The following is a 25704-nucleotide window of genomic DNA, read 5'->3' on the forward strand; positions in this document are numbered from 1 at the left end:
ACATGGAAACCAAGAGTGGGGAGGCAAACGTGCAGAAAGTGAAAAACTGGTCTCCCGTTTGGATCTTCCCGATTGTCACGGCGTTGATTGGCGCCTGGATCTTATTTTACCACTACAGCCATCAGGGGCCGGAGGTGACGCTTATCACCACCAATGCTGAAGGGATTGAAGGGGGTAAAACCACCATTAAGAGCCGCAGCGTGGATGTGGGCGTGGTAGAAAGTACTACCCTGACCGACGATTTGACGCACGTAGAAATCAAAGCACGGCTGAACTCAGGAATGGAAAAACTGCTGCATAAGGACTCGGTATTCTGGGTCGTGAAGCCGCAGGTTGGGCGTGAAGGGATTAGCGGACTGGGTACGCTGCTCTCTGGGGCCTATATCGAATTGCAGCCGGGTTCGAAAGGTTCGGTACCGGACAATTATCAACTGCTCGATGCACCGCCGCTGGCGCCACCGGATGCAAAAGGTATTCGCGTGATACTCGACAGCAAAAAAGCGGGCCAGCTCAATCCGGGTGACCCGGTGCTGTTCCGTGGCTATCGCGTGGGTTCGGTAGAAACCAGCACCTTCGATCCGCAAAAGCGTGACATCTCCTATCAGCTGTTTATCAGCGCACCGAACGATCGTCTGGTGACCAGCAACGTTCGCTTCTGGAAAGACAGCGGCGTCGCGGTGGATCTGACTTCTGCCGGGATGCGCGTTGAAATGGGGTCGCTGGCGACGCTGTTCAGCGGCGGCGTGAGTTTTGATGTCCCGGAAGGCGTTGAGCTGGGTCAACCAATCACTGAGAAGACCGAATTCAAACTTTACGACGACCAGAAAAGCATTCAGGACTCGCTGTATACCCAGCATATTGATTACCTGATGTTCTTTAAAGATTCAGTTCGAGGCCTTCAGGTTGGCGCGCCGGTTGAATTTCGCGGTATTCGTATGGGCACCGTGGCACAGGTACCGTACTTTGTTCCCGGCCTTCGCCAGAAGCTGACCAGTGATTATCGGATACCGGTAAAAATTCAGATTGAACCCGAACGACTTGCGGCTCAGTTTGGCGATAACCTCGATGTGCGTGGCCATCTGCCAACCCTGATTGAACGTGGACTGCGGGGCTCGCTGAAAACCGGTAATCTGGTCACCGGTGCGCTTTACATCGACCTCGACTTCTATCCAAAAGAACCGTTGATGAAAGATGTGAAGTCATTTGATGGCGTGGACATTATCCCGACCGTGAGCGGTGGTCTGGCGCAAATCCAGCAGCGTTTGATGGATACGCTGGATAAGTTCAACAATCTGCCGTTAACGCCGATGGTCCAGCAGGCAACCAATACGCTTAGCGAAAGCCAGAACACTATGCGCCGTCTGCAAACGACGCTGGATAATCTTAACAAGATCACCGCTAGCCAATCCGCGCAGCAGCTTCCAGCTGACATGCAGAAAACGCTCAATGAACTCAACCGCAGCATGCAAGGCTTCCAGCCGGGCTCCGCGGCCTATAACAAAATGGTCGGCGATATGCAGCGTCTGGATCAGGTTCTGCGCGAGTTGCAGCCTGTACTGAAAACGTTGAACGAGAAGAGCAACGCGCTGGTATTTGAAGCGAAGGATAAAAAAGATCCAGAGCCTAAGAGGGCGAAATAATGAAGAAGTGGTTAGTTCTGACGGCAGCCTGCCTGTTGGCAGCCTGCAGCAGCGGGGAAAATAAAACCTACTACCAGTTGCCGTTGACAACGGGAGTGGTGCAAAACACCAGCGCCACTACCAACCAGCGGATGCTGTGGGTGGAACAGGTCAACATACCTGACTTCCTCGCCGGGAGCGGCGTGGTATACCAGACCAGTGACGTTCAGTACGTGATTGCCAGTAACAACCTCTGGGCAAGCCCATTGGATCAGCAACTCCGTACGACGCTGGTTTCTAACCTGAGCAATCAGCTGCCGGGGTGGGTGGTCTCTTCACAGCCATTATCCAGCACACAGGACACGCTAAACGTGTCGGTCACTGGTTTCCACGGGCGGTATGATGGGAAAGTCGTGGTGAGCGGCGAATGGCTGCTTAACCATCAAGGCCAGCTGATTAAGCGTCCATTCCATGTAGAACTGGCGCAGCAGCAGGATGGTTACGATGCGATGGTGAAACTCTTAGCGCAGGCGTGGAGCCAGGAAGCGGCCTCTATTGCGCAGACCCTCAATCGCCAACCATAAGTAGAACTAATTGTTCTAAGGGCCGCCGCCGGTGTAAAACCGGCGGCGGTTTTTTTATGTCTGGCTTCAATTGGTTACTTATGCCACTTCACATTTTCTGTACAAATGAACTTCTGATTAGCTCACAAATATGACATTGGTATGAATTCTGCGCATTGACGGGAAGATTATTTAGCGGTATTCGTATTATGTGGTTGCGCGATTTGTAGCCACTGTTTTCTTTTCCACCAGACCAAAATATGAGGGAAACGAGGCATGAAGAGACAAAAACGAGATCGCCTGGACCGGGCACATCAACGCGGATATCAAGCCGGTATTACTGGACGATCGAAAGAAATGTGTCCTTACCAGACTATTAATCAGAGGTCTCACTGGCTAGGAGGCTGGCGAGAAGCCATGGAGGACAGGGCAGTAGTTGCCTGACACTGTCTCTTTAAAAAGAAACCTCCGCAGTGCGGAGGTTTCGCCTTTTGATTCACAATACTAATCTATCGCCGGTCTGGACGATAATCGGTATTAGAATGCAGAAGTGTCCTGGAACAGACCCACTTTCAGGTCGTTCGCGGTGTAGATCAGACGACCGTCAACCAGTACTTCACCATCTGCCAGACCCATGATCAGACGACGGTTAACGATACGCTTAAAGTGAATACGGTAGGTCACTTTCTTCGCCGTTGGCAGAACCTGACCGGTGAACTTGACTTCACCTACGCCGAGCGCACGGCCTTTGCCTTCACCGCCCAGCCAGCCGAGGTAGAAACCAACCAGCTGCCACATTGCATCCAGACCCAGACAGCCTGGCATCACAGGATCGCCGATAAAGTGGCAACCGAAGAACCACAGATCAGGATTGATATCGAGCTCAGCTTCAACATAACCCTTGTCAAAGTTGCCGCCGGTTTCGGTCATCTTAACGACACGATCCATCATCAGCATACTCGGTGCCGGTAACTGCGGGCCATTAGCGCCGAACAGTTCACCGCGACCAGAGGCAAGAAGGTCTTCTTTCGTATAGGATTCGCGTTTATCTACCATGTTTTAAGTAAGCCTTATTTTAAGTTCGGAACGCAGGATAGCTAACACGTGTACGCTGAACAAGTCCGATCAGTTGGATTGTGATCGGTTTAGCCAGCGTAACGGCCACGGAAAGCGGTTGCGGGGCTCCTGCTGCGTGGCCTGTGCAATGCGTTCCTGAATAGTTTGTAACAGCGTCTGACCTTCGCCATCCCAGTTAAGCTGTGTCAGCAACGGTAACGCATCACCGATGTCATCGATAGCCCAGATTGAAAATTCACCGGCCTCTACCGCTTCTTGTACTTCGGTGGCGAGACTCAGATGACGGACATTCGCAGAAGGGATAATGACACCTTGCTTACCGGTTAACCCGCGCTGGGCACAGATAGCGAAGAAGCCTTCAATTTTCTCATTCAGACCGCCAATCGGCTGGGCGCGACCGAACTGATCGACGGAACCTGTCATAGCGATGCTTTGGTTAATCGGTACGTTAGCGAGAGCACTGATCAGCGCGCATAGCTCAGCCATCGAAGCGCTGTCGCCATCGACTTCACTGTAGGATTGCTCAAAGGTCAACGATGCAGAGAAGGGCAACTGCTGGTCCAGATCGAGCTCGGCCATCAGGAAGGCCTGCATCAACATCATGCCTTTAGCGTGCAGATTACCGCCCAGTTCCGCTTTGCGTTCCACATCAATAAACTCGCCGTCACCAATGTGGACGACGCAGGATATACGGGAGGGCTCACCGAACGGACGCGGATGGCCTGGGAAATCAATGACTGACAAGGCATTGATCTGACCGATGCATTCACCTTCGGTTTCAATCAGAATCTGCTCAAGTAGAATTTCATCCTGCATACGTTCAGCAAGGAAACCTTCACGCCACTGACGCTGCATCAGCATGGTTTTCAGCTGTTCAGCATTGATGCGGTCGTTGTCGGTAAACGGAGCGGCTTCACGAAGCTGACGGGCAATCCACAGCGGGCATAGCGGCATAATTTCCTGATCGCCGGTATCGCGAGCACCTTCCTGCATCAGCAAAGGCCAGGCATCCGGGGCAAGACCCGGCAGCGATTTTTCACGCGCGATATTCCAGACCCACTGGCACCATTGCTTCAACGTCTCTTCATCGGAGATTTGCAGGTTATCTTCAAATTCGCTATACAAAGCGGTCTCCGCCAGCTCCGGTTCCATTTCCTGGAAGTCGGCCAGAGAATCCCTGTCGCCCATTAAGACCACTTTCAACGTCAATGGCATTGAGGGGATACTTACCGGCAGGGGACGGGCATCATCAAAGGTCAGCCAGTCAAAACGTTGTTGCATGACCTGATTCTTCAGGCGCATCCACAACAGCGGTTGTGCCATTAGTGTACGCAGGGACAGTATCAGGATGCCGCCATTGGCCTGATGTACCAGACCCGGCTGGAGGCTAATTTCACCGTTAAACTGGCGTACGCAGCCAAAAAGCTGTTCCGCTTCAACCCAGTCGGCAAAAATGACGGGACCCTGGCTTGCAAAGTTATCCTCTGAGCTCTGGGCAGCAGTCATGCTGACTTTGCTACCATTCACCTGATAGCTGACGCCCGTTAGCGCTTGCGCATCACTATCGCGCAAAGAGTCGATGTTCTGCGTAAGCAGCTGGAGGTACTCTTTTTCTTCCGGTGCTTTGACCAGTAAGAAAGGGGAGATGCCCTGAGGATGTAAAAACTGTTCCAGCGCATAGTGTAAACGCGCTTGAAGCTCGCTGAATAAGGTATCGTTTTCTGAGGCCAGCTCACGCTGGGCAAATAGCGCCTGAAATGCTTCAGTCGCGGGGGCGAGAAAGCGCCGGGAAAGAGTATTTATAGTCAATGTCGCTATTTTTAGTCAGATGTAAAACGCGAGATTATACCTGATGCTGCGGGGAAGCTCACGGAGATTAAGGAAGTATCTTTTACCGCTGGCTTAATCCGTATCACAGTTGCAGATTTCTTCTCAGCACATTCGGAAAAAACTGTTATCCTGAAAAGAGTTACACGGTCACACTGAGATCGCAATGAAATATCAACAACTGGAAAATCTTGAAAGCGGTTGGAAGTGGAAATATCTGGTGAAAAAACACCGGGAAGGCGAATCCATCACCCGCTACATTGAAGCCAGCGCCGCACAAGAAGCTGTCGATGTTTTGCAGAAGCTGGAACATGAACCCGTTCAGGTAAATGACTGGATTGCTCAGCATATTAATCCACAGCTGGTTAATCGCATGAAGCAGACCATCCGTGCACGCCGCAAGCGCCATTTCAACGCTGAGCACCAACACACGCGAAAGAAATCTATCGATCTGGAGTTTGTGGTCTGGCAGCGGTTAGCGGGTCTTGCTCAGCGTCGTGGTAAGACGCTGTCTGAAACGATCGTGCAGTTAATTGAAGATGCCGAAAACAAAGAGAAATACGCCACTAAGATGTCCAGCCTTAAGCAGGATCTCGAAGCGATGTTGGGTAAAGAGAAGTAGCTACCCGGACTCATTTTTTTGGCGACTCATCGTCAGACAAGCAAAAAAAAACCCCGCTTAGCGGGGTTTTTTATGAGACGAGAACTTAAGCCTGTGGCTGAGTTACAACGTCTTTGCTGCCTTTAACTTCGATCTCAACGCGACGATCTGGTGCCAGGCAATCGATCAGCGCAGCTTTCGCTTTCACGCCGTCACAGGTGTTGCCAGTAACTGGGTTAGCTTCGCCCATGCCACGTGCAGAGATTTTGTCTGAAGGGATACCTTTAGATACCAGGTAATCAACTACGGACTGTGCACGTTTCTCAGACAGACCCTGGTTGTAAGCGTCAGAACCGATGCGGTCAGTGAAGCCCAGAACCACTACGGAACCGTCTTTCGGATCCAGGTTGCTCAGCTGGCTGTACATCTGGTCCAGAGCCTGCTTACCTTCTGGTTTCAGGGTAGATTTGTTGAAGGTGAACAGAACGTCAGACTTCAGAGTGAAGTGTTTGGTCTGTACTTCTGGCGCTGGAGCTGGAGCTGGAGCAACTACTGGAGCTGCTGCATCCTGCTGGCCGAAACGGTAGGAAACACCTACGCTCAGCATGCCGTTGTCTGGACGTACGCCAACGCTGTTTGCGTCGCCGATGTTGTTAACCCACTGGTATTCCAGACGGGTAGCGATGTCACGGGTCATTGCCCACTCAACGCCGCCAGCGAATACTGGGGAAACGCCGGTGTCGTGGTGATCGCCAGCTTTGTTGTTGCTGGAGTCTGCACGCCAAACCATACCACCCAGACGGGTGTAGATGTCCAGGTCGTCAGTGATTGGGTAACCCAGTTTAGCGGTCAGCTGAACGCCCTGAGCTTTCAGAGCACCGTTAGTCTGGCTACCGGTGTATTCCATACGACCCAACCAGTCGTAACCCATTTCGAAACCAACATACGGGTTAACCTGATAACCACCGAAGGCGCCTGCGCCCAGCTGGCTGTTGTGGGTTGAACCGTTGTTGTTCAGGTCACTCTGGTACCAGCCAGTGTCATGGAACTGAGACCAGCCCAGTTTACCACCAGCATACCAGGTGTTGTCTTGCGGAGCGGCCTGCGCTACAGAAGCGAAGCCTGCCAGTGCCACTGCAATCGCGATAGCTGTCTTTTTCATTTTTTGCGCCTCGTTATCATCCAAAATTTGCCATGAAGTTCTAAGTAGACTCACGGTTAAATCCTTCCACCGGGGGCGTGGCTTAGTGAATTACTTAGCAGATATCTGCGGTATAAGCTGAGCACCCCTGGCGATGTAAAGTCTACAACGTCGTTCGAAACTTACAAGTGTGAACTCCGTCAGGCTTATGAAAAAAAAAGAGTTGTATACGCAATATTTAACATTTATGTTGAAAAATTAAACAGTGAAAAATACTGAAAACCGCACCAGACAAGCCTTCTGCGCAAAATGAGCCGGTAAATCTTAGGGATAAAAAAGTTTCAAAAAAATTACTCAGAAAAATCCTATTTTTGATTAATGGTACAAATTTGAGTGAATTTTTAGCCCATTAAATTGTCCAGTGGGGTGAGAAGTCGACTGAACTGGTCGCATAATAAACACCATCGAATTACCTTCTTCGGCCGCACTTAACAAACGTGCGTGCTCCTCTGATGACAATTCTTCCGTTAACCAACCGATAACAACACTATAATTTCCGGTGCGCAAAGCACGAACCATAGAATCAAGCATGTCGCACGATGACATCTGGCGCAATTGCATGACTTTAGTTAGCGGAAGGCCAGACGACTGCACCCATTCGCGACTCAGTTTTTGTTGTGGCGTGAGCCACAGCTGCCAACGAGATTGTTGCCCCAGCTGTTGGAGTAATGGTAGCAGTAACATCTGCGCCATCATCGGCTGGTCTTCGCGGTAGAGCACTTCGCTGATTAAGGCGGCAGACGTATTCTCTACCGGAGATAAAGTATGGGAAGCCGTTTTAACGACAGCCGCGGAAGAACGATTAACAACACCAGAAGTATACATAGCTAATCCAACCTTGTGGGTTACTGTATGCATATACAGTACTACCCTGCATAGTAAAGATCAACCTCATTTTCTGAAAGCAACTCGCAAAATTGCACACTAATTACCTCGGAGGTGAAATTCACCTTGCCGTCCTGTGTGAAGTTCCTTATGTTGCTAATTATGTGTTCCGTTAACGAATTTAATGAATCCATGTACATGATTATTAAGGATTAATCATGAAGATAATATCATATAAACGGATTTATCAATCCCAGGAATATTTTGCGGTATTAGGGAAAGTCAGGTCACGAGCGCTGTTTGGGGGGTACAGCCTTGCCGTAGACGACACGGTTTTTGCCATGGTGGCGGAGGGCGAACTGTATCTGAGAATGTGCGAAAAAACCGCCATTTATCAGACCAAGCATTCACCACCATTATTAATGCTACATAAAAGAGGAGGGCCACTTCAGCTTAAGTACTTCCGCGTAGACGATGAACTCTGGGCAAATAAGCCCGTTTTGCTGCAACTGGGCGCATATTCACTGGAGGATGCGCGACGTGAAAAGTCTCAGCAAAAACATCCGAAGCGTTTAAAGGATCTCCCTAATCTGTCATTCCATATGGAACTCTTGTTACATGAAGCGGGGGTTAAGGACGCTCAGGCGTTGCATCAAATGGGGGCGAAATCGGCGTGGTTGCTACTTCGCCAAAAGCGTAAACAGATAAGCCCGAACGTGATTTATTCATTGGAAGGGGCTATTCAGGGGGTACATGCTGCGGCGCTCCCAGCGCAAAAACGTCAGGAGCTCCAGGAGTGGGTGCATCATTACACCCACAAGAAGTAAGCGCAGGCCTTAGCTCAGAACCTGCTTTTGTAGCCGACAGATTTCCGGTAACAGCGAAATCATCAGGCCTATTTGTTGCAAAACCAGAGGCTCTTTACTGTCCTGGCGAGGCTCAAGATGGTTTATTCGTGCTGATAATCCGTTGAGTGCCTGCGAAACCCGGTCTTCATCTGAGGGTAGATGATGCAGGGCATCGTCGACATAGCAGACCGCGTCGTCAAGAAGGGCCAGAATTTCTGGTGTAGTCAATTTCTCCCGGTGGGCGCCCAACGCGGAGATATAGCTGGTTAACGTATGATTCAGGCACAGTAAACGGAAAGCCGTTTCTCGCATTTCGGCGGTGACGTTGGGTTCAGTCGACATATTGGATACCACCGAGGCGAGTTCAGCATCCCTATTGTGCGCATCACGACGCGCTATCCGGTAAGCGAGCCGGTTATCCCGGCCCTGGTGATACTGCTCAAGAATAGCATCCAGATATCGACAGTTGGCATTCACCGCTCGCTCAAGGACTCGGGGCAGGTTGCGGAACTTCCAATCCGGCCAGATAAAGCTCACGGCAATCCATGCGATTCCACAGCCAATCAGCGTATCAATGACGCGTGGTAGCGCGACCTCAAATCCTTCACCGAGCAGGTTAAAGCACAGCAGCACCAGCAGCGTGATGAACATCGTGGCGTGGGCGTATTGCACGTTGCGAAAAGCAAAGAACAACACACCGGTAATGACGATAAGCATCAACTGCCCCTCAAGCGACGGCACCAGCCAGAGGATGGGGAGGCCGAGCGCTACGCCAACCAATGTGCCGATAATACGCAGCGCAAGTCGGTGACGAGTGGCGTTATAGTTGGGCTGACAAACGAAGAGGCTGGTGAGCAAAATCCAGTAACCGTGCTGTAACCCGGTTAATTGAATAAAGGCATAGCCCGCACACAGCACCAATGACATGCGCACCGCATGGCGGAACAACGCCGATTCGGGCGACATATTGCGGCTCAGGCGGGAACGAATATCGTCAAAGCCATGGATGCTGTCATCCGCCAACAGATTTTCCGTATCGCTTTTCGCTTGTGACTGCACCTGTTCGGACTCAATGGTCGCCAGTTGGGCGTCAATAGCGCGCAGGTTATTGAGTAGAAAACCCAGCGCTTTCATCTGCTCCGGCGCGGCTCCGCTTGCGCGGACGCGGTCAAGGGCGGCGTCCAGATGGGTGAAGGCGCGTTCGAAACGGGCATCGTGCTGGTAAGGGGTACGCAGCAGTATGGCTCGGGATAACGCCTGGCAGGCTAATGATTGCATCGACAGCAGACGCTGGAATCGGAACATCACATCGCTATAGCGAAAGTGATCGCGCAGGGCCTGATACTGGATGTGCGATGAGCTGGCGCGCTCATGGATATCCTGAGCGACAAAATAATAGTGCAGCGTACGTCGCGTACTGCGCTGACCGCGATCGCCGCGCAGCCGGGTGAGCAGCGACGCTTTAGTCTGATTAAGCGTGGCAACCAGCTGACCATTCGCCAGCGCCAGTTCGTAGAGTGGCGCTTGATTTTCATCATCGAGATCCGGGTCGAACAGCCGCGATTTCAGCTCAAGATAGTGCGCCAACTGCTCATAGCTGCGCGCAAGATTGTCCTGAAGCGGACGGATAGGGAAAATCAGATGCCCGGTGAGCGTCAGCAAGTTGTACCACACCGCCCCAGCAATCAGCAGCAGCGGTTGCTGATACCAGTGGGCGTAAAGCGACACGCCGAGCATGGTGTAAATGGCAATCAGCAGCGCGCCAAAGGCGATGGTGGCGTAACGTTGGCCTAAACCGCCAAGGAGAATGAAGCTGATGGTCGAGACGGTTAACCCAAGCGCGAAAAGCCACGGCCACGGAAACAGCAGTTCAACTGACGCTGAAGCGATAAAAAAGCAGAAAAGCGTAATCACCAGATTACGCAGTCTTCCGGTGAGGCGATCGTCTAAATCAGTCAGCGCAGCGGCGACGACGCCGAGCGTAAGGGGAATCGTTAATTTGGCATCGCCCAGCCACCAGGGCAGGGCGGTAGTGCCAACTAATGCGATAAATATTCTGGCGTTGTATAGCCAGGTACTATTCCAGGTATAGCGGCGAAGCAAAGGGCTTAGCATATCGGGTGACGGGTCCTGATTACTGGAAACGACGGCGAGCGTTGGCTTCACGCGCAGCGCGCGCCACCTCTACTGGCACGACACGGCGACCGACCGGCCACAGCGCGATGGCCGCAATTTTAAAGTTCGCAATACCTACCGGTATGCCAATAATAGTGATGCACTGAGCGATGCCCGCCAGAATATGCGTCAGACACAGCCACCAGCCAAACAGAATAAACCAGACAATATTGAGCAGCGCTCCGCCAGCATTCATCACGCTGCTTTTGCTACCGGGTTCCAGTTCGTCAACATGCACTGCTTCGTTCCCGAAGGGGAACAGTGAGAGTTTGGTTATTTCCCAGCAAGAACGGGTGAGGGGAAGGGTGATAATCAGCACGACGCTGAACAACGTCGCCAGCAGCCAACCCAAAGTTGTCAGAAAACCACCTAAAACAAAATTCAAAATATTCAGAACAGTACGCATAAATCCTCTCTGCAGCGCTGTGAATAATAAGACCTGGTGATTGTAACGTTTTTTTAGGCTGGAGCACCTATTCTCTGGCGGTTACACTGTGAGATATCGAAAAAGTCAGGACTCTGCATGACATGGAACTAAAAGCAACGACATTGGGCAAGCGGATGGCGCAGCACCCTTACGACCGGGTTGAGATCCTCAATGCGGGCGTGAAGGTCTCCGGCCCGCAGCATGAATATCTTATCCCTTTCAACCAGTTAATCAGTATCAACTGCAAGCGTGGCCTGGTGTGGGGTGAGATGGAGTTCGTTCTGCCAGAGGAAAAAGTCGTGCGGCTGCATGGAACCGAGTGGGGTGAGACGCAGCGGTTTCACCGTCATTTGCTGGGGCTATGGCAGCAGTGGAGCGCGGAGATGAGTGAAATAGCCGCCGGGCTATTACAAGCGCAGCTGGCGATTATTAACGGCAATCGTGAGCAAACCCATTGGCTGACACGCCAACAGGCGCAGACTATTCGCCAGCAAATTGTGCAGGCGCTGGAAGGATTACCCCTGCCAACCAGCCGTTTGGATGAGTTTGGTAACTGCCGCGAAGCCTGGCAGCAATGTAAGGCCTGGCTGGCAGATAAAGAGAGCGGCCGCGCTCAGCATAACCAGCGTTACACCGACGCCATGCTGGCGCAGTACAGCGACTTCTTCGAACAAATCGAATCCTCGCCGCTGAATCCGTCACAGGCGCGAGCCGTGGTCAATGGCGAGCGTTCATTGCTGGTGCTCGCCGGTGCCGGTAGCGGAAAAACCTCGGTGCTGGTGGCGCGAGCTGGCTGGTTGATGGCGCGCGGCGAAGCGTCAGCAGAACAAATTCTGCTGCTGGCATTTGGCAAAAAAGCCGCGGAAGAGATGGATGAACGCCTGCAAACTCGCTTACATACTGATGCGATTACTGCCCGTACCTTCCACTCTCTGGCGCTGTTTATCATCCAGCAGGGCAGCAAAAAAGTGCCGGTGGTTAGCAAACTGGAAAACGATTCAACCGCCCGTCACACGCTTTTTACCCAATGCTGGCAACAACAGTGTCGCGAGAAAAAAGCCCAGGCCAAGGGCTGGCGGCTATGGTTGCAGGAAGAGCTGGGTTGGGACGTGAGCGACGAAAATTTCTGGGAAAATGAGAAAATCGTTAAGCGCATGGGCAGCCGATTGGATCGCTGGGTCAGCCTGATGCGGATGCACGGTGGCACGCAGGCTGAAATGATAGCCGGTGCGCCAGAAGAAGTGCGCGACCTGTTTGGCAAGCGTGTGAAGCTGATGGCACCGCTGGTTAAAGCTTGGAAAACCGCGTTAAAAGAGGAGAATGCCGTCGACTTCTCCGGCCTTATTCATCAGGCGATCATTATTCTTGAGAAGGGCCGTTTTATCAGCCCGTGGAAATATATTCTGGTGGACGAATTCCAGGATATCTCGCCGCAACGCGCGGCGCTTCTGGCGGCATTGCGCAAGCAGAACTCACAAACTTCCCTCTATGCCGTCGGCGATGACTGGCAGGCCATCTACCGCTTTAGCGGGGCGCAACTCTCGCTGACCACGGCGTTTAACCACTATTTTGGCGAAGGGGACAGCTGTGCACTGGATACCACTTACCGTTTTAATGGCCGTATTGGTGAGATTGCTAACCGCTTTATTCAACAAAACCCGCATCAGCTCAGTAAACCGCTCAATAGCTTAACCCCGGGTGATAAGAATGCGGTGACGTTACTGGCAGACGATAAGCTCGATGCACTGTTTGATAAGCTCAGCGGCTATGCCACGCCGGACCAGCGTATTCTGGTTCTGGCTCGCTATCACCATTTGAAACCTGCTGCGCTTGAAAAAGCCGTGACCCGTTGGCCGAAGCTGAATATTGATTTTATGACGGTGCATGCCAGTAAAGGGCAACAGGCAGATTACGTCATCGTGTTAGGTCTACAGGAAGGGACTGATGGTTTTCCGGCACCCGCGCGCGAGTCAATCATGGAGCAGGCGCTGCTGCCCGCGCCGGAAGATTTCCCGGATGCGGAAGAGCGGCGTTTGCTGTATGTGGCGATAACGCGTGCGAAACTTCGGGTCTGGCTGATGTTTAATCAGGCGCAGCCTTCATCGTTTGTGGAGGTCTTAAAGCAGTTGTCGGTACCGGTGGCGCGTAAACCGTAAGGCTTACCGGAGCCGCTGTGCGCGCTCCGGTTTTTAGCTCGCTTATTTCAGACGTTCTGCCAGATAGCGCTGGTAATCGGGGATCAGAATCTCAACCGGTTGACCAAAGTTTGGCGACTGAATGATGAAATCGGCGGTAGAGGCGTTAGTGGCAACCGGAATATTCCAGACGGTGGCCAGACGCAGCAGCGCTTTGACGTCAGGATCGTGCGGTACGGCGTTTAGCGGATCCCAAAAGAAGATCAGGACGTCGATTTTGCCTTCCGAAATCAGCGCGCCAACCTGCTGGTCGCCGCCCATTGGGCCGCTTAAAAGCGCCTGTACTTCAAGCCCGGTGGCGCGTTGCACCAGGTTACCGGTAGTTCCCGTCGCCGACAGCGTATGTTGTGCCAGACATTCCTTATGGCGCTCCACCCATTTCATCAGCATATCTTTGCAGTGATCGTGTGCAACCAGCGCAATATGTTTGCGCGCGGCCAGGGTGCGAGTAGTCAGTTCCATAAAACATTCCCTAATGTGTGAGATCCCAACAGATTACTGCAAGAGAATCAGGCTGCAAGCCCTGATTGGCAAAAATTTGACGCGCGACATCAGCGGCTAGCATACACTTAAGCTATTGGCCAGGAGGATAATGATGACAGAAAATGAGATTGCCAGTATTTTGACCACAACGCGTACCATTGCGCTGGTGGGAGCCAGCGACAAACCTGACCGTCCAAGCTATAGGGTGATGAAGTACCTGCTGGATCAGGGCTATCACGTGATCCCGGTTTCACCTAAGGTTGCAGGCGGCACGTTATTGGGACAAAAAGGGTATGCCACGCTTGCCGATGTGCCGGAAAAGGTCGATATGGTCGATGTTTTCCGCAACTCAGAAGCCGCATGGGGTGTCGCTCAGGAGGCGGTTGCCATTGGGGCGAAAACGCTGTGGTTGCAGCTTGGGGTTATCAATGAACAGGCGGCTGTTCTGGCGCGTAATGCCGGGATGCAGGTGGTGATGGACAGATGTCCGGCCATTGAGATCCCACGGTTAGGATTGGCGAAATAACCCTGAATAAAAAACCCCGCAACGCGGGGTTTTTTTAAACGGCGGTTAGTTGCGCAGCCGTGGCGCCTGTAGCTGTCGGCGAATGGTGCGGGCCAGTTCATCCATAGTCGGTTGTTCTGGATGATCGGCTCGTAGTTCACTGCTTAACTGCGCTTCGGCCAGATAAGTATGCATTGGCTGGCCTTCGTCATCTTCCATCACCACATGATACCAGGGCAACGCGCGGAGTTCGTCGTTAGCCGCAAGATCGTCGGGCTCAGGTTCATCAAGCGAGTAAACCGGGTCGATATCTACCACCACGCCCAGGTAGCCCAGCAACGAGTGTCGCACCTGCTGGCCAATTCCGAATTTGCTGGTAATCATCATTCTTCCTCCCGGGAAATAGCGCCTTTATCCTACCTATAGATATATAGACACCATTTCGCTTTTCAAGTTACATGACGCGGCAGGCAAATCCTTTCAAATATAGCCCTTCCGGGTATGTCGCAATCACCGGGTGATCGGCTGCCTGACGGAACTGCTCTATAAATTGTACATCACGACCAGCATCTATTGCGGCGTCAGCGATGATTTTCTGGAATAAATCGGTGGTCATCAGGCCAGAACAGGAGAATGTCAGCAGCACGCCGCCCGGATTCAGCAACTGGATAGCCAGCATGTTGATGTCTTTATAACCGCGGCAAGCGCCCATCAGCTGGCTTTTGTTCTCGACGAACTTTGGTGGGTCCATCACGATGACATCGAATTTCTCGCCCTGATCGCGATATTTACGCAGCAGTTTGAACACGTCATCGCGGACAAATTCAGCTTTGCTAAGATCGAGCTTATTTAGCTCAACGTTCTGGCGCGCGATATCCAGCGCTTCCTGCGAGGTATCGACGCTGGTGACCTGGCGGCAACCGCCCATCAGCGCGGAAACCGCAAAACCGCCGGTGTACGAGAAGCAGTTCAGCACGCGTTTGCCTTCCACGTAGCGACGGGTCGCCAGACGGCTGTCACGCTGATCGAGGTAGTAGCCGGTTTTATGGCCGCCCTGAATGTCTACCAGCAGTTTCATGCCGTGTTCTTCAATGGGCAGCAGCGCAGGCGGCAGCTCACCGGTCACCGGGCCCTGGGTCAGCTCCATTCCTTCTTTTTTACGCACCGCAACATCGCTGCGATCGTAAATTGCGCACTGCGGGTAGAGCGTTTGCAGAGCGCTAATCAGCGCAGCGCGCTGATATTCAGCCCCGGCGCTCAGCAACTGGAGCACCAGGAAAGTGCCGAATCGGTCAATGGTGACGCCCGGCAGACCGTCGGATTCACCGGCAATCAGGCGATAGCTATCGAGGCCGTCTTTTTGCGCCAGCCAGTCACGCCACTGCTGCGCCTGCTGTAAACGGCGAACGAAGAAATCGATATCAATCGCTTCGTTGGCGTCAAATGTCCAGACGCGAGCACGAATTTGCGACGATGGAGAATACGCACCGCGGGCTAGCCATTTCCCCTGGCTATCAACAATATCAATGGTCTCGCCGAGGCTGGCTTTGCCTTCCATGCGCGCAACCGCACCGGAAAAGACCCAGGGATGACGGCGCAACAATGATTTTTCGCGCCCTTTGGCTAACACTAAACGTACACTCATAATTTTTCTAATCTGGCTTTTTGATGGGAAGGGCTTCATTTTCCCGACTTCCCCGCATAAATGCAACGAACGGCGGCAGAATGCCAGGACAATTGACGTTACAGTATTGAAATTCATCATCACCGTTTACGAGGAGTCAGCGTGGATAAATGTGTAATCTGTTGGGTTTATGGCCAGGTGCAGGGCGTCGGTTTTCGCTACTTTACTCAGCAGGAAGCGGGGCGGCTTGGGGTGCGCGGCTATGCGCGGAATCTGGATGACGGTAGCGTCGAAGTGCTGGCCTGTGGGGACGGTGAGCAGGTGGAAAAACTGCTGGCATGGCTAAAAGCCGGTGGGCCGAGAAGCGCTCGGGTTGATAAAGTTCTGGCAGAGCCTCATCAACCCGAAAAAGCGTGGCGCGACTTCAGCATTCGTTACTAAATGCACTTCACCGGTTTAGGGAGACCGGCGATTTTTGTTGCCTGTTTCGCCGGGCCTTTCGGGAACAAGCGGTACAGGTAACGGCTATTGCCTTTCTCTTCACCAAAGGTGTTGGCCATGGCTTTGACCAGCATTCGAATGGCTGGAGAGGTGTTGAACTCCAGGTAAAATTCACGCACAAAGCGCACCACTTCCCAGTGTTCCGGGCTCAACGTAATCCCTTCTTTTTCAGCAATGACGGCAGCCAGCCCTTCGCTCCATAACGTTGAGTCTTTAAGATAACCGTCGTTATCGGTCTCGATTTCGGTATTTTCGTAGATAAGCATAATTTTTCACACAACATACAGATGGCGGGAAGTGTAGCAAATAAAAAGGCCCCGCATAAGCGAGGCCTTGAGGGATGGCTGACTTCAGGTTAGTCGCGGCTGGCGAAGCCCAGAATGCTCAGCAGGCTAACGAAGATGTTGTACAGAGACACGTACAGACTCACCGTTGCGCGGATGTAGTTGGTTTCACCACCGCGAATAATGTTGCTGGTTTCATACAGGATGGCACCTGAAGAAATCAGGATAAACACTGCGCTAATCGCCAGATGCAGGGCAGGCAGCTGCAGGAAGATGTTCGCCACCATACCAATTAGCACCACCACAATACCCGCCATCAGCATACCGCCGAGGAAGGACATGTCTTTACGGGTGGTTAACACATAGGCCGAGCAGCTAAAGAACACTAACGCCGTACCGCCCAGCGCCATACCGATAACGTCGCCCATACCCGCAGACAGGTAGGCGTTCAGAATCGGCCCAAGGATATAACCTAAGAAGCCGGTGAAGGCGAACGCGGACAGAATACCGACAGGCTTATCCGCCGTTTTATAAGTCAGGAACATCAGTCCGTACATACCGACCAGCGTCAGGATTAACCCCGGCGATGGCAGCATCAGTACGGTGCTGGCCGTGGCGGTGATGGCGGAAAACGCCAGCGTCAGGCTCAGCAGGAAATAGGTATTACGCAGGACTTTATGGGTGCTCAGTAGCGATGAGCGGTCACGCGATGAAGTAATTATGCGATCCATGAGTCACTCTCTTATGATGGATGTTATTAATGGCTAAGCATAAAAAAAGTCTTCTTTATTCCCAAATGGTTTTACCCATCTTTACTCTGCCGAATCAGAGGATTATGGGCAGGTCACAAATTCTTCCAACAATGCCACAAATAGCGAGATCGCTATCTTATAGGTTATTGAAAGTCCTTGCGTAATTCAATATCCATGCCGAAAGTGAAAGAGGTAAAAACAACAAGGCAATGGAAATGAAAATACAAAAATATAACTACATCACGATAGCTTTACTGACGATGGGACTAACAGGGGCGGCGCAGGCCGCAAACGTCCCGCAAGGAACAGCGCTTGCTGATACCCAGGAGCTGGTGCGCAGTAATGGTAATGAACCCGCCTCACTTGACCCGCACAAAGTGGAAAGCGACGTCGAATTTAACATTATCAGCGATCTGTTTGACGGGCTGGTGGCGATAAAACCGGACGGCACAATCGAACCCCGACTGGCCCAATCCTGGGAGAATAAAGATAACACCGTCTGGACGTTCCATTTACGCCCGGGCATCGTCTGGAGCGATGGCTCAGCCATCACCGCCCAGGATATCGTCTGGAGCTGGCAGCGGCTGGTCACGCCCGCCACCGGTTCTCCCTATGCAAGCTACCCCGGCAATATGCACATTGCGAACGCCGCTGACATTGCGCTGGGTAAAAAATCACCTGATACCCTTGGGGTAAAAGCGCTCAACGATTCTACGCTCGAAGTGACGTTAACGCAGCCAACCTCATCATTCCTGGCGATGCTTACCCACCCGTCGATGGTGCCGCTCGATAAAGTCCTGATCGGCCGCTATGGCGATAAGTGGGTCAAACCGGACCATTTTGTGGGCAGCGGCGCCTATAGCCTGGCGCAGTGGGTAGTGAATGAACGCATTGTGGCGGTGCGTAACCCACATTATTGGGATAATGCAAATACCGTCATTAATAAGGTGACCTATCTGCCGATTCGTTCGGAAGCTTCGGACGTGAACCGCTATAAGGCGGGCGAAGTTGATATCGTCTATACGCTGCCAATTAACCAGTTCAGCCAGTTGCAGAAGACGCTGGGCTCTGAAGTGAATGTCTCGCCACAGCTGGCGACCTATTACTACGAATTCAACACCACGCGTGCCCCGTTTAACGATGTGCGCGTTCGTCGGGCACTGAATATGGCGCTGGATAAAGACATCATTGCCGGGAAAGTGCTAGGGCAGGGGCAGCGTCCGGCGTGGGTGTTTAGCCAACCGGAAATCGGTGGGATAAAACTACACGGGCCAGACTATGCCTCATGGCCGCTCGAAAAACGTCTTGTCGAGGCGAAAAAGCTACTGGCGGAGGCGGGATTCAGTGAAAGTCATCCGCTGACCTTTAATCTTCTCTATAACACTTCCGAGTCGCATCAGCGTATCGCGATTGCCGCCGCTTCCATGTGGAAGAAAAATCTCGGCGTTGAGGCCAAATTGCAAAACCAGGAGTGGAAAACCATGCTCGATACGATGCATACCGGCAATTTCGATGTGGTTCGCTATGCCTGGATTGCTGATTACGACGATGCCTCAACCTTCCTGAATACCTTCCGTACCGGCGACAGCGAAAATACAACGAAGTACAGTAACCCGGACTATGACAGCGCGCTGCGTGATGCCGCTAAAGTGCTGGATCCGGCCCAACGCGCGAGTGATTATCAGAAAGCGGAAGATCTCCTGGGACGTGATGTTCCGGCAATTCCCGTCTATCACTATGTGCGCACGCACCTGGTGAAACCGTGGGTGGGGGGATTCACCCCTGACCGCCTGGGCTACTATTACACCAAAGACATGTATATCAAAAAACATTGAGACACTGAGTATCAATAAAAGGCGAGTAAAACCCATCATTTTGTTGTTTTTTCAGGCGAATAACACGGTTTTGCTCGTTTTTCGCCCGGTCGTGCGTTTTGGGGCTTTACAGGCCCAATGGGGATGTTTATAGTGCGCCTCATTGGAAGCGTGGCCGAGCGGTTGAAGGCACCGGTCTTGAAAACCGGCGACCCGAAAGGGTTCTAGAGTTCGAATCTCTACGCTTCCGCCAAATTCGCAAAGGGGTTACCGAAAGGTAACCCCTTTTTGCTTTTGTCTCCCGGTAGCTCGTCGTTTGCAGCGGTTTTCTGCTTTTAAACTTTTAAACCTATCCCGTATGAAAATACGTCTCCTCGCGCAGTAGCCTGTCTTTTTTTTGTCCATGACGGGCAAAATTGACGAGGAAATAATCAGACGATAAAAAAGAAGTGAATTTCATCGCCAATAACGCGTTTTGGTGCTTTACAGGGCCGTTTGGGATGTTTATAGTGCGCAGCATTGGAAGCGTGGCCGAGCGGTTGAAGGCACCGGTCTTGAAAACCGGCGACCCGAAAGGGTTCTAGAGTTCGAATCTCTACGCTTCCGCCAAATTAGAAACCCAGGTCGTTATGCGACCTGGGTTTTTCTTTTTTCGTTTCATTGTGCCATTGCCGGTCGTCTTGCGCTGGACTGCTGCGAAAGCATTGGAGACCTCGCCCCCTTTCATCTAGACGTCAGCGCCCCGATAGTGGCGGGCATGATGTCATTGAGTTTTCGACCAGTTTGCGCCGTTTTAACGTAATATGCGTCGTTCCATTCAGAAGTAGTTAACTGCAAACATCTCACCCTCGTAAAGGTTGCCGTGTCGATTAGCATGGATGCGGTCTGCCATGCGACAGGAATACGCGGTAGCGACCGCATCATCTCATCATTAGCAACAACGCATCGGGCATTACGGACAACAAAACTTTCAATCTGAAAAACGCTCTCTGCCGTGGTTATAGGATTGTGGGACAAGTTCATGGGGTGATGCTACATCAGTCCCTATAAGTTTTTAAAAATACGCCTTAAAAAACTGCAAAATTATAAAGTGGCGTTTTTTTAAAGTCACAATGGCAATATAAAAGATATAGTTATAAATATAAATTTCGGTATCAAAAGTTTCGATAATTTAACTTCAATCTCATTCTCAAATAGAGTAGTGGGAATATATCCTGTAATCACGGAAAACAGAGTTTATTTAATATTTCTCACCCTAATAATTAAGGTCACAAAATGCTTAGTCCTACTCCATACTCACTTTCTTCATCCTATATTTCTTCGCATTTCACTACTAAATCAAACCAATCTAATGCGCATTGCTCGTCAGAAAACTTGAGTAAGTTGCGAGAAAATATTTGTGGTATTCATAATTCCAGAGCGACATTTTTGCGATCAATGCTCCATTCTGAAACAGAAACGAAAGCACAGCTTCCCACCCGTAATGAAGTGCCTGCCGTGATGAAGCATACGGCTCCTGGCCAATTCCGTATTAAAGCGCCTACCGCGATGAGGCATACGGCTCCTGGCGAATTGCGTAACGAAGCGCCTACCGCCACGAAGCTTTCGGCTATTGACCAATTTATTGCCAAACTGGATAAGGTAAAAATTGAAACGCAGCCTCAAATTGGAGCGGGTTCTTACGGTACTTGTTATCGCTGTGGTGATTTCGTCATAAAAGTACCCGTGAATAGCAGCGGTAATTTTGTTGACTGGAATTCACCAGAGCATAAAAATGCCAAACCTGAACGAGTGAGCCGCTATTTAAATGAGGCCAATAATGACTGTGATTACTCACGCAGCGCGCAGGCGGTATTCAATAATAAACCCATGAATGTATTAGTTTCAAAATTTGTACAGGGTCATGAGCTTGATGTGGATAACGAAGAAAATTACTTCCGTGCCAGCGACCATCTTGAATCAAGAGGGTTATACATGCATGACATCAACGTAATGGGTAACATCCTGGTCGATAAAAATGATAATCTCCATATTATTGATGGCGATCAACTTGTTTTGTCTCAGGCTAAGCGACTTGAAAGACAACCCTCCATGGCGACAACCGATCTTGAAGATCAAATTGAGTCATCGTTACTGGTAAAATTAAAGATGGCCACCAATAGAAAAAATGAAGAAGATATAACATATTATCAAGATCTCGTTGATGATCTTAAAGACCTCAGAGGGAAATAAAAAATTATGACAACTGATAATATCGACTTAGCTCTTTACGTCTGAATTCGGTGGAAGCCCCTCCAGACCTCTCACTTGAGGTGGCAACAGACTGGATGCTATCTCAACCTAAGGGAACAATCTTTGCAGTATATGTAGCAGGGACGGTCGATGGGAAAGAAGCCTATCATTTTCTTAATGCTGCCCACGTTAATGATATAGTTTACATCGATTTCCAAACTAATCGTGGACCAAGAGTAACTGGTCGAGGGTTCGAATATGAACCCTATCCAGGGCATTTAGGCCCCGCTACGTCAGACACTCCTTTTGTTGGCGTTATAACGCAACAGTGTGCAGTCAGTACAAGTGACATACACGCACAGGTGCAGGAAGGTTCGTTTGCGAAGGAAACCGCAAGATTAACAATAGTGGCATTTCAACAAAATTGATTGTCATCTTTGATAATATCAGAGCGCTGAGCACGAACTATTGCATTTGGCGGAACAGTTTTTCCTTCTGAATGATTCAAAATATCAAGTTTTATGAGATGCAATGAAATCATGGCGGGCATCTTAACTTAACCTAAAACGGACAGCGCCCATTTACCCTGGTGAGCGTTGTCTTCAGTGTAAAATCTGGCTGGGGCCGTCAGGTCAGGCAGAGAATTTCAAATCAGTAACCGGTTACGCCTTTTATTAGATATATCGACTTAATCATTGTCGATTGTCCACCTTTACATGACGACCCTGGCCGCGGCACAGCCTCTGCGCGCCGTCATCACAATACTTTTAGCGTGATAATTTCATCAGGAAAACATTTTCTTTTGTTGAATCGATAAAGCATTTTGCACATTGTCAACCAATGTGGGACAAAGAGTATCGTGGAGTGATATTGTAAGTGAATTCTTAAGGAATAGAATACGCGTGTAAAAAGTATTGATATCTAATAATCATCAGACTTTTTACAGGGGATGGCGTTAATGATACCTGGCGGTCGCTGCCAGGTCAGTAGCAAATGCTTTATCACTGGTCGTATTTTAAGGAAAAACCATGCAGTACTTATCATTGGATAAATATAAAGATAGTTACTTATTGATTGCCCGGGTGTTGGTAGCAATCCTGTTTGTATTATTTGGCTGGCAGAAAATAACTGGGTTCGAAGGGACGGTAGGCTACATGGCGGCAGTAGGCGCGCCGTTGCCGCAGATTGCCGCGGTGGTTGCGGTTATTGTTGAACTGGTGTTTGGTTTACTTATCGTGATTGGTTATTTCACCCGTCCACTGGCGCTGATTCTGGCAATATACACGGTGGTTACCGGATTTATCGGCCATCCATATTGGGGAATGAGCGGAATGGACCAGTATATGGCAATGATTAATTTCTATAAAAACATCAGCATTTGCGGTGGTTTTATGCTGTTAGCATTGACAGGGCCAGGCCGTTTCTCTGTTGATCGCAAATAATTCACAGTAATAGTGAAAAAAGTCTATTTCGCGGCCATACGCTGAGGCCAGACGATAATAGCTCTTATTGCCATTCAAACCGTCGTGTGGGAATGGCAATATTTCATTTATTGGATAGGCTATTTCTTATTCTGTGGTGCAATCAAAACAATTAAAGGAATGTGACAATGTCGGGCGAGAAAACGAATAATTCGAGACGCGACTTCCTGGTCAAGTCGATGACGATAATTCCTGCACTGGTTGTGGGAGGCAGCGGTGTCGGTACGCTGGGGCTGGTCGAAAATGCCAATGCGGCAGAGGGCAAAGCTCATGCGGATACGGCAGCCAAAAAGACGGCTGATAATGAGTGGATACCCCAGTTTTTTAATGCCGATGAATGGACATTTCTAAAAGCCGCCGTCGCGCGGTTGATTCCAGCCGATGAGCACGGGCCCGGCGCGCTGGAAGCTGGAGTACCGGAGTTTATCGACCGCCAGATGAATATGCCTTATGCGACAGGCTCCATCTGGTATATGCAGGGGCCATTCAATCCCGATGTGCCAAAAGAGATGGGCTATCAACTCCCATTGGTGCCAAAGCAAATCTACAACCTCGGTATCGTGGAAGCCAATGACTGGTGCCGCCAGCAGTACGGCAAACCCTTTGCGGAGCTGGATGCCGCAAAACAGGATGCAGTATTAGGTCAGTTTGAGTCCGGCTCTGCCAGCTTTAAACAGCTGCCATCTTCTCTCTTCTTCTCCTATTTATTACAAAACACCCGTGAAGGATTCTTTAGCGATCCTATTCATGGCGGCAACAAAGGTATGGTGGGCTGGACGTTGATTAACTTCCCCGGCGCGCGTGCGGACTTTATGGACTGGGTTGAACGGGGCGAGCGTTATCCCTTCCCGCCAGTATCAATCAGTGGGGAGAGGGCATAACAATGGCTACTGTAATGAAAAAAACCGACGCCGTGATTGTCGGGTTCGGTTGGGTAGGGGCCATTATGGCCAAAGAATTAACCGAAGCGGGGCTGAATGTGGTGGCGCTGGAGCGCGGCCCGATGCGCGATACCTGGCCTGATGGTGCCTATCCGCAGGTTATTGATGAATTGACCTATAACATTCGCCGCAAACTGTTCCAGGACTTGTCCAAAAGCACCGTGACTATTCGTCACAACACTAGCCAGACCGCCGTTCCGTATCGTCAATTGGCGGCATTTTTGCCGGGGACGGGCGTCGGCGGTGCGGGTTTGCACTGGTCAGGCGTGCACTTCCGCGCTGACCCTATCGAGCTGCGCATGCGCAGCCACTATGAAGAGCGCTACGGCAAAAACTTCATCCCGCAGGATATGATTATTCAGGACTTCGGCGTCACCTATGACGAGCTGGAGCCCTTCTTCGATAAAGCGGAAAAAGTCTTTGGCACTTCCGGGACTGCGTGGTCGGTCAAAGGGCAGATCGTCGGCAAAGATCGCGGGGGCAACCCGTTTGCGCCTGACCGCTCCGATAACTTCCCGCTCCCGGCGCAAAAGAACACCTGGTCGGCGCAGCTTTTTGAAAAAGCGGCGCGTGAAGTGGGTTATCACCCGTATAACCTGCCATCGGCGAATACCTCTGACTCGTACACCAACCCTTATGGCGCCCAGATGGGGCCGTGTAACTTCTGCGGTTATTGCAGCGGCTATGCTTGCTACATGTACTCTAAGGCTTCGCCGAACGTTAATATCCTGCCCGCGCTGCGTCAGGAGCGTCGCTTTGAGCTGCGTACCAACGCTAACGTTCTTAAGGTGAATCTGACCGGAGATAAACAGCGCGCAACCGGAGTCACTTACGTTGATGCACAAGGGCGTGAAGTTGAACAACCCGCCGATCTGGTGATTGTGGGCGCATTCCAGTTCCATAACGTTCACCTGATGCTGCTTTCGGGCATCGGTAAACCTTACGACCCGCAAACCGGTGAAGGGGTGGTGGGGCGTAACTTTGCCTACCAGAACATGACTACCATTAAAGCTATCTTCGATAAAGATACCTTCACCAATCCGTTTATTGGTGCGGGGGGTAACGGTGTCGGACTCGACGACTTTAATGCCGATAACTTTGACCATTCCGAGGTGGGTTTCGTCGGCGGCTCACCTTTCTGGGTTAACCAGGCCGGAACCAAACCGATCTCCGGTCTTACCGTACCGCCGGGCACGCCTGCGTGGGGGAGCAAATGGAAAGCGGCGGTTGCCGATACCTACACTCATCACCTGTCGATGGATGCCCACGGTGCGCACCAATCTTACCGTCAGAACTATCTTGACCTCGATCCGAACTACAAAAATGTCTTCGGCCAGCCGCTGCTACGCATGACGTTTGACTGGCAGGAAAACGACATCAAAATGGCCCAGTTCATGTTTGATAAAATGGCACCTATCGCGAAAGCGATGAACCCGAAACATATCCTCGGCAGCCCAAAAAACGCCAACAGCCATTTCGATACCACCAGCTATCAGACCACCCACATGAACGGCGGGGCGGTGATGGGGGAAGATCCGAAAACCAGCGCGGTAAACCGCTATCTGCAAAGCTGGGACGTTCACAACGTGTTTGTGATCGGCGCTTCCGCATTCCCGCAAGGGCTGGGATACAACCCAACGGGGACGGTTGCCGCGCTGGCCTACTGGTCGGCTAAAGCCATCCGTGAAAAATATCTCGCGAATCCCGGTCCACTGGTACAGGCATAAGG

The 25704-nt window shown here is 51.2% G+C and carries 24 protein-coding genes and 2 tRNA genes; 15 read left to right on the plus strand and 11 right to left on the minus strand.

Annotation, left to right across the window (positions count from 1 at the left end; translation table 11 throughout):
* Positions 1-2: 2 nt before the first annotated feature.
* The 3 genes from pqiB to rmf all read left to right on the plus strand — a co-directional run bounded on the left by pqiB (position 3) and on the right by rmf (position 2626).
* Positions 3-1640 carry an intermembrane transport protein PqiB gene (pqiB, locus tag ACIPDS_RS00920; RefSeq protein ID WP_400731994.1) on the plus strand — a complete coding sequence of 546 codons (1638 nt, stop codon included), beginning with the start codon at positions 3-5 and terminating at the stop codon, positions 1638-1640.
* Positions 1640-2203: a membrane integrity-associated transporter subunit PqiC gene (gene pqiC / locus ACIPDS_RS00925; protein WP_400731996.1), complete on the plus strand. Its 564-nt coding sequence runs from the start codon at positions 1640-1642 to the stop codon at positions 2201-2203. The genes pqiB and pqiC overlap by 1 nt, the downstream gene beginning before the upstream one ends.
* Before the next feature lie 255 nt (positions 2204-2458).
* The gene (gene rmf / locus ACIPDS_RS00930) at positions 2459-2626 is read left to right on the plus strand and encodes a ribosome modulation factor (RefSeq protein WP_052284062.1); all 168 of its coding nucleotides are present in this window, start codon (positions 2459-2461) and stop codon (positions 2624-2626) included.
* Positions 2627-2719: 93 nt separating this feature from the next.
* Here rmf and fabA read toward each other — a convergent pair whose 3' ends face one another.
* Positions 2720-3238: a bifunctional 3-hydroxydecanoyl-ACP dehydratase/trans-2-decenoyl-ACP isomerase gene (gene fabA / locus ACIPDS_RS00935; protein WP_131635527.1), complete on the minus strand. Its 519-nt coding sequence runs from the start codon at positions 3236-3238 to the stop codon at positions 2720-2722.
* Positions 3239-3307: 69 nt separating this feature from the next.
* Entirely contained in the window at positions 3308-5068 is a 1761-nt protein-coding gene (locus ACIPDS_RS00940) for an AAA family ATPase (RefSeq protein ID WP_400731998.1), read from the minus strand.
* 184 nt (positions 5069-5252) lie between these two features.
* Here ACIPDS_RS00940 and matP point away from each other — a divergent pair, with 184 nt between their 5' ends.
* Positions 5253-5708: a macrodomain Ter protein MatP gene (matP, locus tag ACIPDS_RS00945; protein WP_166514371.1), complete on the plus strand. Its 456-nt coding sequence runs from the start codon at positions 5253-5255 to the stop codon at positions 5706-5708.
* An 85-nt stretch (positions 5709-5793) separates the two neighbouring features.
* Here the strand turns inward: matP and ompA are convergent, their stop codons facing one another.
* The gene (ompA, locus tag ACIPDS_RS00950) at positions 5794-6849 is read right to left on the minus strand and encodes a porin OmpA (RefSeq protein ID WP_166514370.1); all 1056 of its coding nucleotides are present in this window, start codon (positions 6847-6849) and stop codon (positions 5794-5796) included.
* A gap of 354 nt (positions 6850-7203) precedes the next feature.
* Positions 7204-7713, minus strand: coding sequence for an SOS-induced cell division inhibitor SulA (gene sulA, locus ACIPDS_RS00955; protein WP_166514508.1), 510 nt, complete (start codon positions 7711-7713; stop codon positions 7204-7206).
* Positions 7714-7931: 218 nt separating this feature from the next.
* On the opposite strand from sulA, the gene ACIPDS_RS00960 reads away from it, so the two are divergent.
* Positions 7932-8540, plus strand: a complete 609-nt coding sequence (locus ACIPDS_RS00960; protein WP_400732000.1) for a TfoX/Sxy family DNA transformation protein — start codon at positions 7932-7934, stop codon at positions 8538-8540.
* A gap of 9 nt (positions 8541-8549) precedes the next feature.
* On the opposite strand, the gene yccS is transcribed toward ACIPDS_RS00960, so the two are convergent.
* Entirely contained in the window at positions 8550-10676 is a 2127-nt protein-coding gene (yccS, locus tag ACIPDS_RS00965; RefSeq protein ID WP_400732001.1) for a YccS family putative transporter, read from the minus strand.
* A 19-nt stretch (positions 10677-10695) separates the two neighbouring features.
* Positions 10696-11142 (minus strand): YccF domain-containing protein, encoded by a 447-nt coding sequence (locus ACIPDS_RS00970; RefSeq protein ID WP_166514367.1) that lies wholly within the window; start codon positions 11140-11142, stop codon positions 10696-10698.
* Positions 11143-11264: 122 nt separating this feature from the next.
* Here ACIPDS_RS00970 and helD point away from each other — a divergent pair, with 122 nt between their 5' ends.
* Entirely contained in the window at positions 11265-13319 is a 2055-nt protein-coding gene (gene helD / locus ACIPDS_RS00975) for a DNA helicase IV (RefSeq protein ID WP_400732002.1), read from the plus strand.
* 42 nt (positions 13320-13361) lie between these two features.
* Here the strand turns inward: helD and mgsA are convergent, their stop codons facing one another.
* Positions 13362-13820, minus strand: coding sequence for a methylglyoxal synthase (gene mgsA, locus ACIPDS_RS00980; RefSeq protein ID WP_400732004.1), 459 nt, complete (start codon positions 13818-13820; stop codon positions 13362-13364).
* A 133-nt stretch (positions 13821-13953) separates the two neighbouring features.
* On the opposite strand from mgsA, the gene ACIPDS_RS00985 reads away from it, so the two are divergent.
* Positions 13954-14367, plus strand: coding sequence for a CoA-binding protein (locus ACIPDS_RS00985; RefSeq protein ID WP_166514507.1), 414 nt, complete (start codon positions 13954-13956; stop codon positions 14365-14367).
* Positions 14368-14412: 45 nt separating this feature from the next.
* Here ACIPDS_RS00985 and hspQ read toward each other — a convergent pair whose 3' ends face one another.
* Complete coding sequence (gene hspQ, locus ACIPDS_RS00990; protein WP_166514506.1) at positions 14413-14730, minus strand: heat shock protein HspQ; 318 nt, start codon at positions 14728-14730, stop codon at positions 14413-14415.
* A gap of 70 nt (positions 14731-14800) precedes the next feature.
* Positions 14801-15991, minus strand: coding sequence for a 23S rRNA (cytosine(1962)-C(5))-methyltransferase RlmI (rlmI, locus tag ACIPDS_RS00995; RefSeq protein WP_166514364.1), 1191 nt, complete (start codon positions 15989-15991; stop codon positions 14801-14803).
* Positions 15992-16132: 141 nt separating this feature from the next.
* Between rlmI and yccX the strand changes: the two genes are divergently transcribed.
* Positions 16133-16411, plus strand: a complete 279-nt coding sequence (gene yccX, locus ACIPDS_RS01000) for an acylphosphatase (RefSeq protein WP_400732006.1) — start codon at positions 16133-16135, stop codon at positions 16409-16411.
* On the opposite strand, the gene tusE is transcribed toward yccX, so the two are convergent.
* Both tusE and yccA read right to left on the minus strand, forming a co-directional pair.
* Positions 16408-16737 (minus strand): sulfurtransferase TusE, encoded by a 330-nt coding sequence (gene tusE, locus ACIPDS_RS01005; RefSeq protein ID WP_166514362.1) that lies wholly within the window; start codon positions 16735-16737, stop codon positions 16408-16410. The two genes, yccX and tusE, sit on opposite strands and share 4 nt — an antisense overlap.
* An 89-nt stretch (positions 16738-16826) precedes the next feature.
* Positions 16827-17486: an FtsH protease modulator YccA gene (gene yccA / locus ACIPDS_RS01010; protein WP_052284078.1), complete on the minus strand. Its 660-nt coding sequence runs from the start codon at positions 17484-17486 to the stop codon at positions 16827-16829.
* Between the two features lie 236 nt (positions 17487-17722).
* On the opposite strand from yccA, the gene ACIPDS_RS01015 reads away from it, so the two are divergent.
* From ACIPDS_RS01015 to ACIPDS_RS01045, 7 genes are all read left to right on the plus strand, one after another.
* Positions 17723-19342 carry an ABC transporter substrate-binding protein gene (locus tag ACIPDS_RS01015; RefSeq protein ID WP_400732007.1) on the plus strand — a complete coding sequence of 540 codons (1620 nt, stop codon included), beginning with the start codon at positions 17723-17725 and terminating at the stop codon, positions 19340-19342.
* 144 nt (positions 19343-19486) lie between these two features.
* Positions 19487-19574, plus strand: a tRNA-Ser gene (locus ACIPDS_RS01020).
* A gap of 268 nt (positions 19575-19842) precedes the next feature.
* Positions 19843-19930 (plus strand) — tRNA-Ser (locus tag ACIPDS_RS01025).
* 666 nt (positions 19931-20596) lie between these two features.
* Complete coding sequence (locus ACIPDS_RS01030) at positions 20597-21553, plus strand: hypothetical protein (RefSeq protein ID WP_400732008.1); 957 nt, start codon at positions 20597-20599, stop codon at positions 21551-21553.
* Between the two features lie 1028 nt (positions 21554-22581).
* Positions 22582-22995, plus strand: coding sequence for a DoxX family protein (locus tag ACIPDS_RS01035; RefSeq protein ID WP_166514356.1), 414 nt, complete (start codon positions 22582-22584; stop codon positions 22993-22995).
* Between the two features lie 167 nt (positions 22996-23162).
* Positions 23163-23915 carry a gluconate 2-dehydrogenase subunit 3 family protein gene (locus ACIPDS_RS01040; RefSeq protein WP_400732009.1) on the plus strand — a complete coding sequence of 251 codons (753 nt, stop codon included), beginning with the start codon at positions 23163-23165 and terminating at the stop codon, positions 23913-23915.
* Between the two features lie 2 nt (positions 23916-23917).
* Entirely contained in the window at positions 23918-25702 is a 1785-nt protein-coding gene (locus ACIPDS_RS01045) for a GMC family oxidoreductase (protein WP_166514354.1), read from the plus strand.
* Positions 25703-25704: the final 2 nt, after the last annotated feature.

Source organism: Kluyvera sp. NPDC087067, from assembly GCF_044745165.1.
Taxonomy (GTDB): Bacteria; Pseudomonadota; Gammaproteobacteria; order Enterobacterales; family Enterobacteriaceae; genus Kluyvera.

Bases quoted from the DNA above. Each gene is read 5' to 3' on its own strand.
- pqiB (WP_400731994.1), top strand. From the start codon at position 3: ATGGAAACCAAGAGTGGGGAGGCAAACGTGCAGAAAGTGAAAAACTGG.
- pqiC (WP_400731996.1), top strand. From the start codon at position 1,640: ATGAAGAAGTGGTTAGTTCTGACGGCAGCCTGCCTGTTGGCAGCCTGC.
- rmf (WP_052284062.1), top strand. From the start codon at position 2,459: ATGAAGAGACAAAAACGAGATCGCCTGGACCGGGCACATCAACGCGGA.
- fabA (WP_131635527.1), bottom strand. From the start codon at position 3,238: ATGGTAGATAAACGCGAATCCTATACGAAAGAAGACCTTCTTGCCTCT.
- matP (WP_166514371.1), top strand. From the start codon at position 5,253: ATGAAATATCAACAACTGGAAAATCTTGAAAGCGGTTGGAAGTGGAAA.
- ompA (WP_166514370.1), bottom strand. From the start codon at position 6,849: ATGAAAAAGACAGCTATCGCGATTGCAGTGGCACTGGCAGGCTTCGCT.
- sulA (WP_166514508.1), bottom strand. From the start codon at position 7,713: ATGTATACTTCTGGTGTTGTTAATCGTTCTTCCGCGGCTGTCGTTAAA.
- ACIPDS_RS00960 (WP_400732000.1), top strand. From the start codon at position 7,932: ATGAAGATAATATCATATAAACGGATTTATCAATCCCAGGAATATTTT.
- yccS (WP_400732001.1), bottom strand. From the start codon at position 10,676: ATGCTAAGCCCTTTGCTTCGCCGCTATACCTGGAATAGTACCTGGCTA.
- ACIPDS_RS00970 (WP_166514367.1), bottom strand. From the start codon at position 11,142: ATGCGTACTGTTCTGAATATTTTGAATTTTGTTTTAGGTGGTTTTCTG.
- helD (WP_400732002.1), top strand. From the start codon at position 11,265: ATGGAACTAAAAGCAACGACATTGGGCAAGCGGATGGCGCAGCACCCT.
- mgsA (WP_400732004.1), bottom strand. From the start codon at position 13,820: ATGGAACTGACTACTCGCACCCTGGCCGCGCGCAAACATATTGCGCTG.
- ACIPDS_RS00985 (WP_166514507.1), top strand. From the start codon at position 13,954: ATGACAGAAAATGAGATTGCCAGTATTTTGACCACAACGCGTACCATT.
- hspQ (WP_166514506.1), bottom strand. From the start codon at position 14,730: ATGATTACCAGCAAATTCGGAATTGGCCAGCAGGTGCGACACTCGTTG.
- rlmI (WP_166514364.1), bottom strand. From the start codon at position 15,991: ATGAGTGTACGTTTAGTGTTAGCCAAAGGGCGCGAAAAATCATTGTTG.
- tusE (WP_166514362.1), bottom strand. From the start codon at position 16,737: ATGCTTATCTACGAAAATACCGAAATCGAGACCGATAACGACGGTTAT.
- yccA (WP_052284078.1), bottom strand. From the start codon at position 17,486: ATGGATCGCATAATTACTTCATCGCGTGACCGCTCATCGCTACTGAGC.
- ACIPDS_RS01015 (WP_400732007.1), top strand. From the start codon at position 17,723: ATGAAAATACAAAAATATAACTACATCACGATAGCTTTACTGACGATG.
- ACIPDS_RS01030 (WP_400732008.1), top strand. From the start codon at position 20,597: ATGCTTAGTCCTACTCCATACTCACTTTCTTCATCCTATATTTCTTCG.
- ACIPDS_RS01035 (WP_166514356.1), top strand. From the start codon at position 22,582: ATGCAGTACTTATCATTGGATAAATATAAAGATAGTTACTTATTGATT.
- ACIPDS_RS01040 (WP_400732009.1), top strand. From the start codon at position 23,163: ATGTCGGGCGAGAAAACGAATAATTCGAGACGCGACTTCCTGGTCAAG.
- ACIPDS_RS01045 (WP_166514354.1), top strand. From the start codon at position 23,918: ATGGCTACTGTAATGAAAAAAACCGACGCCGTGATTGTCGGGTTCGGT.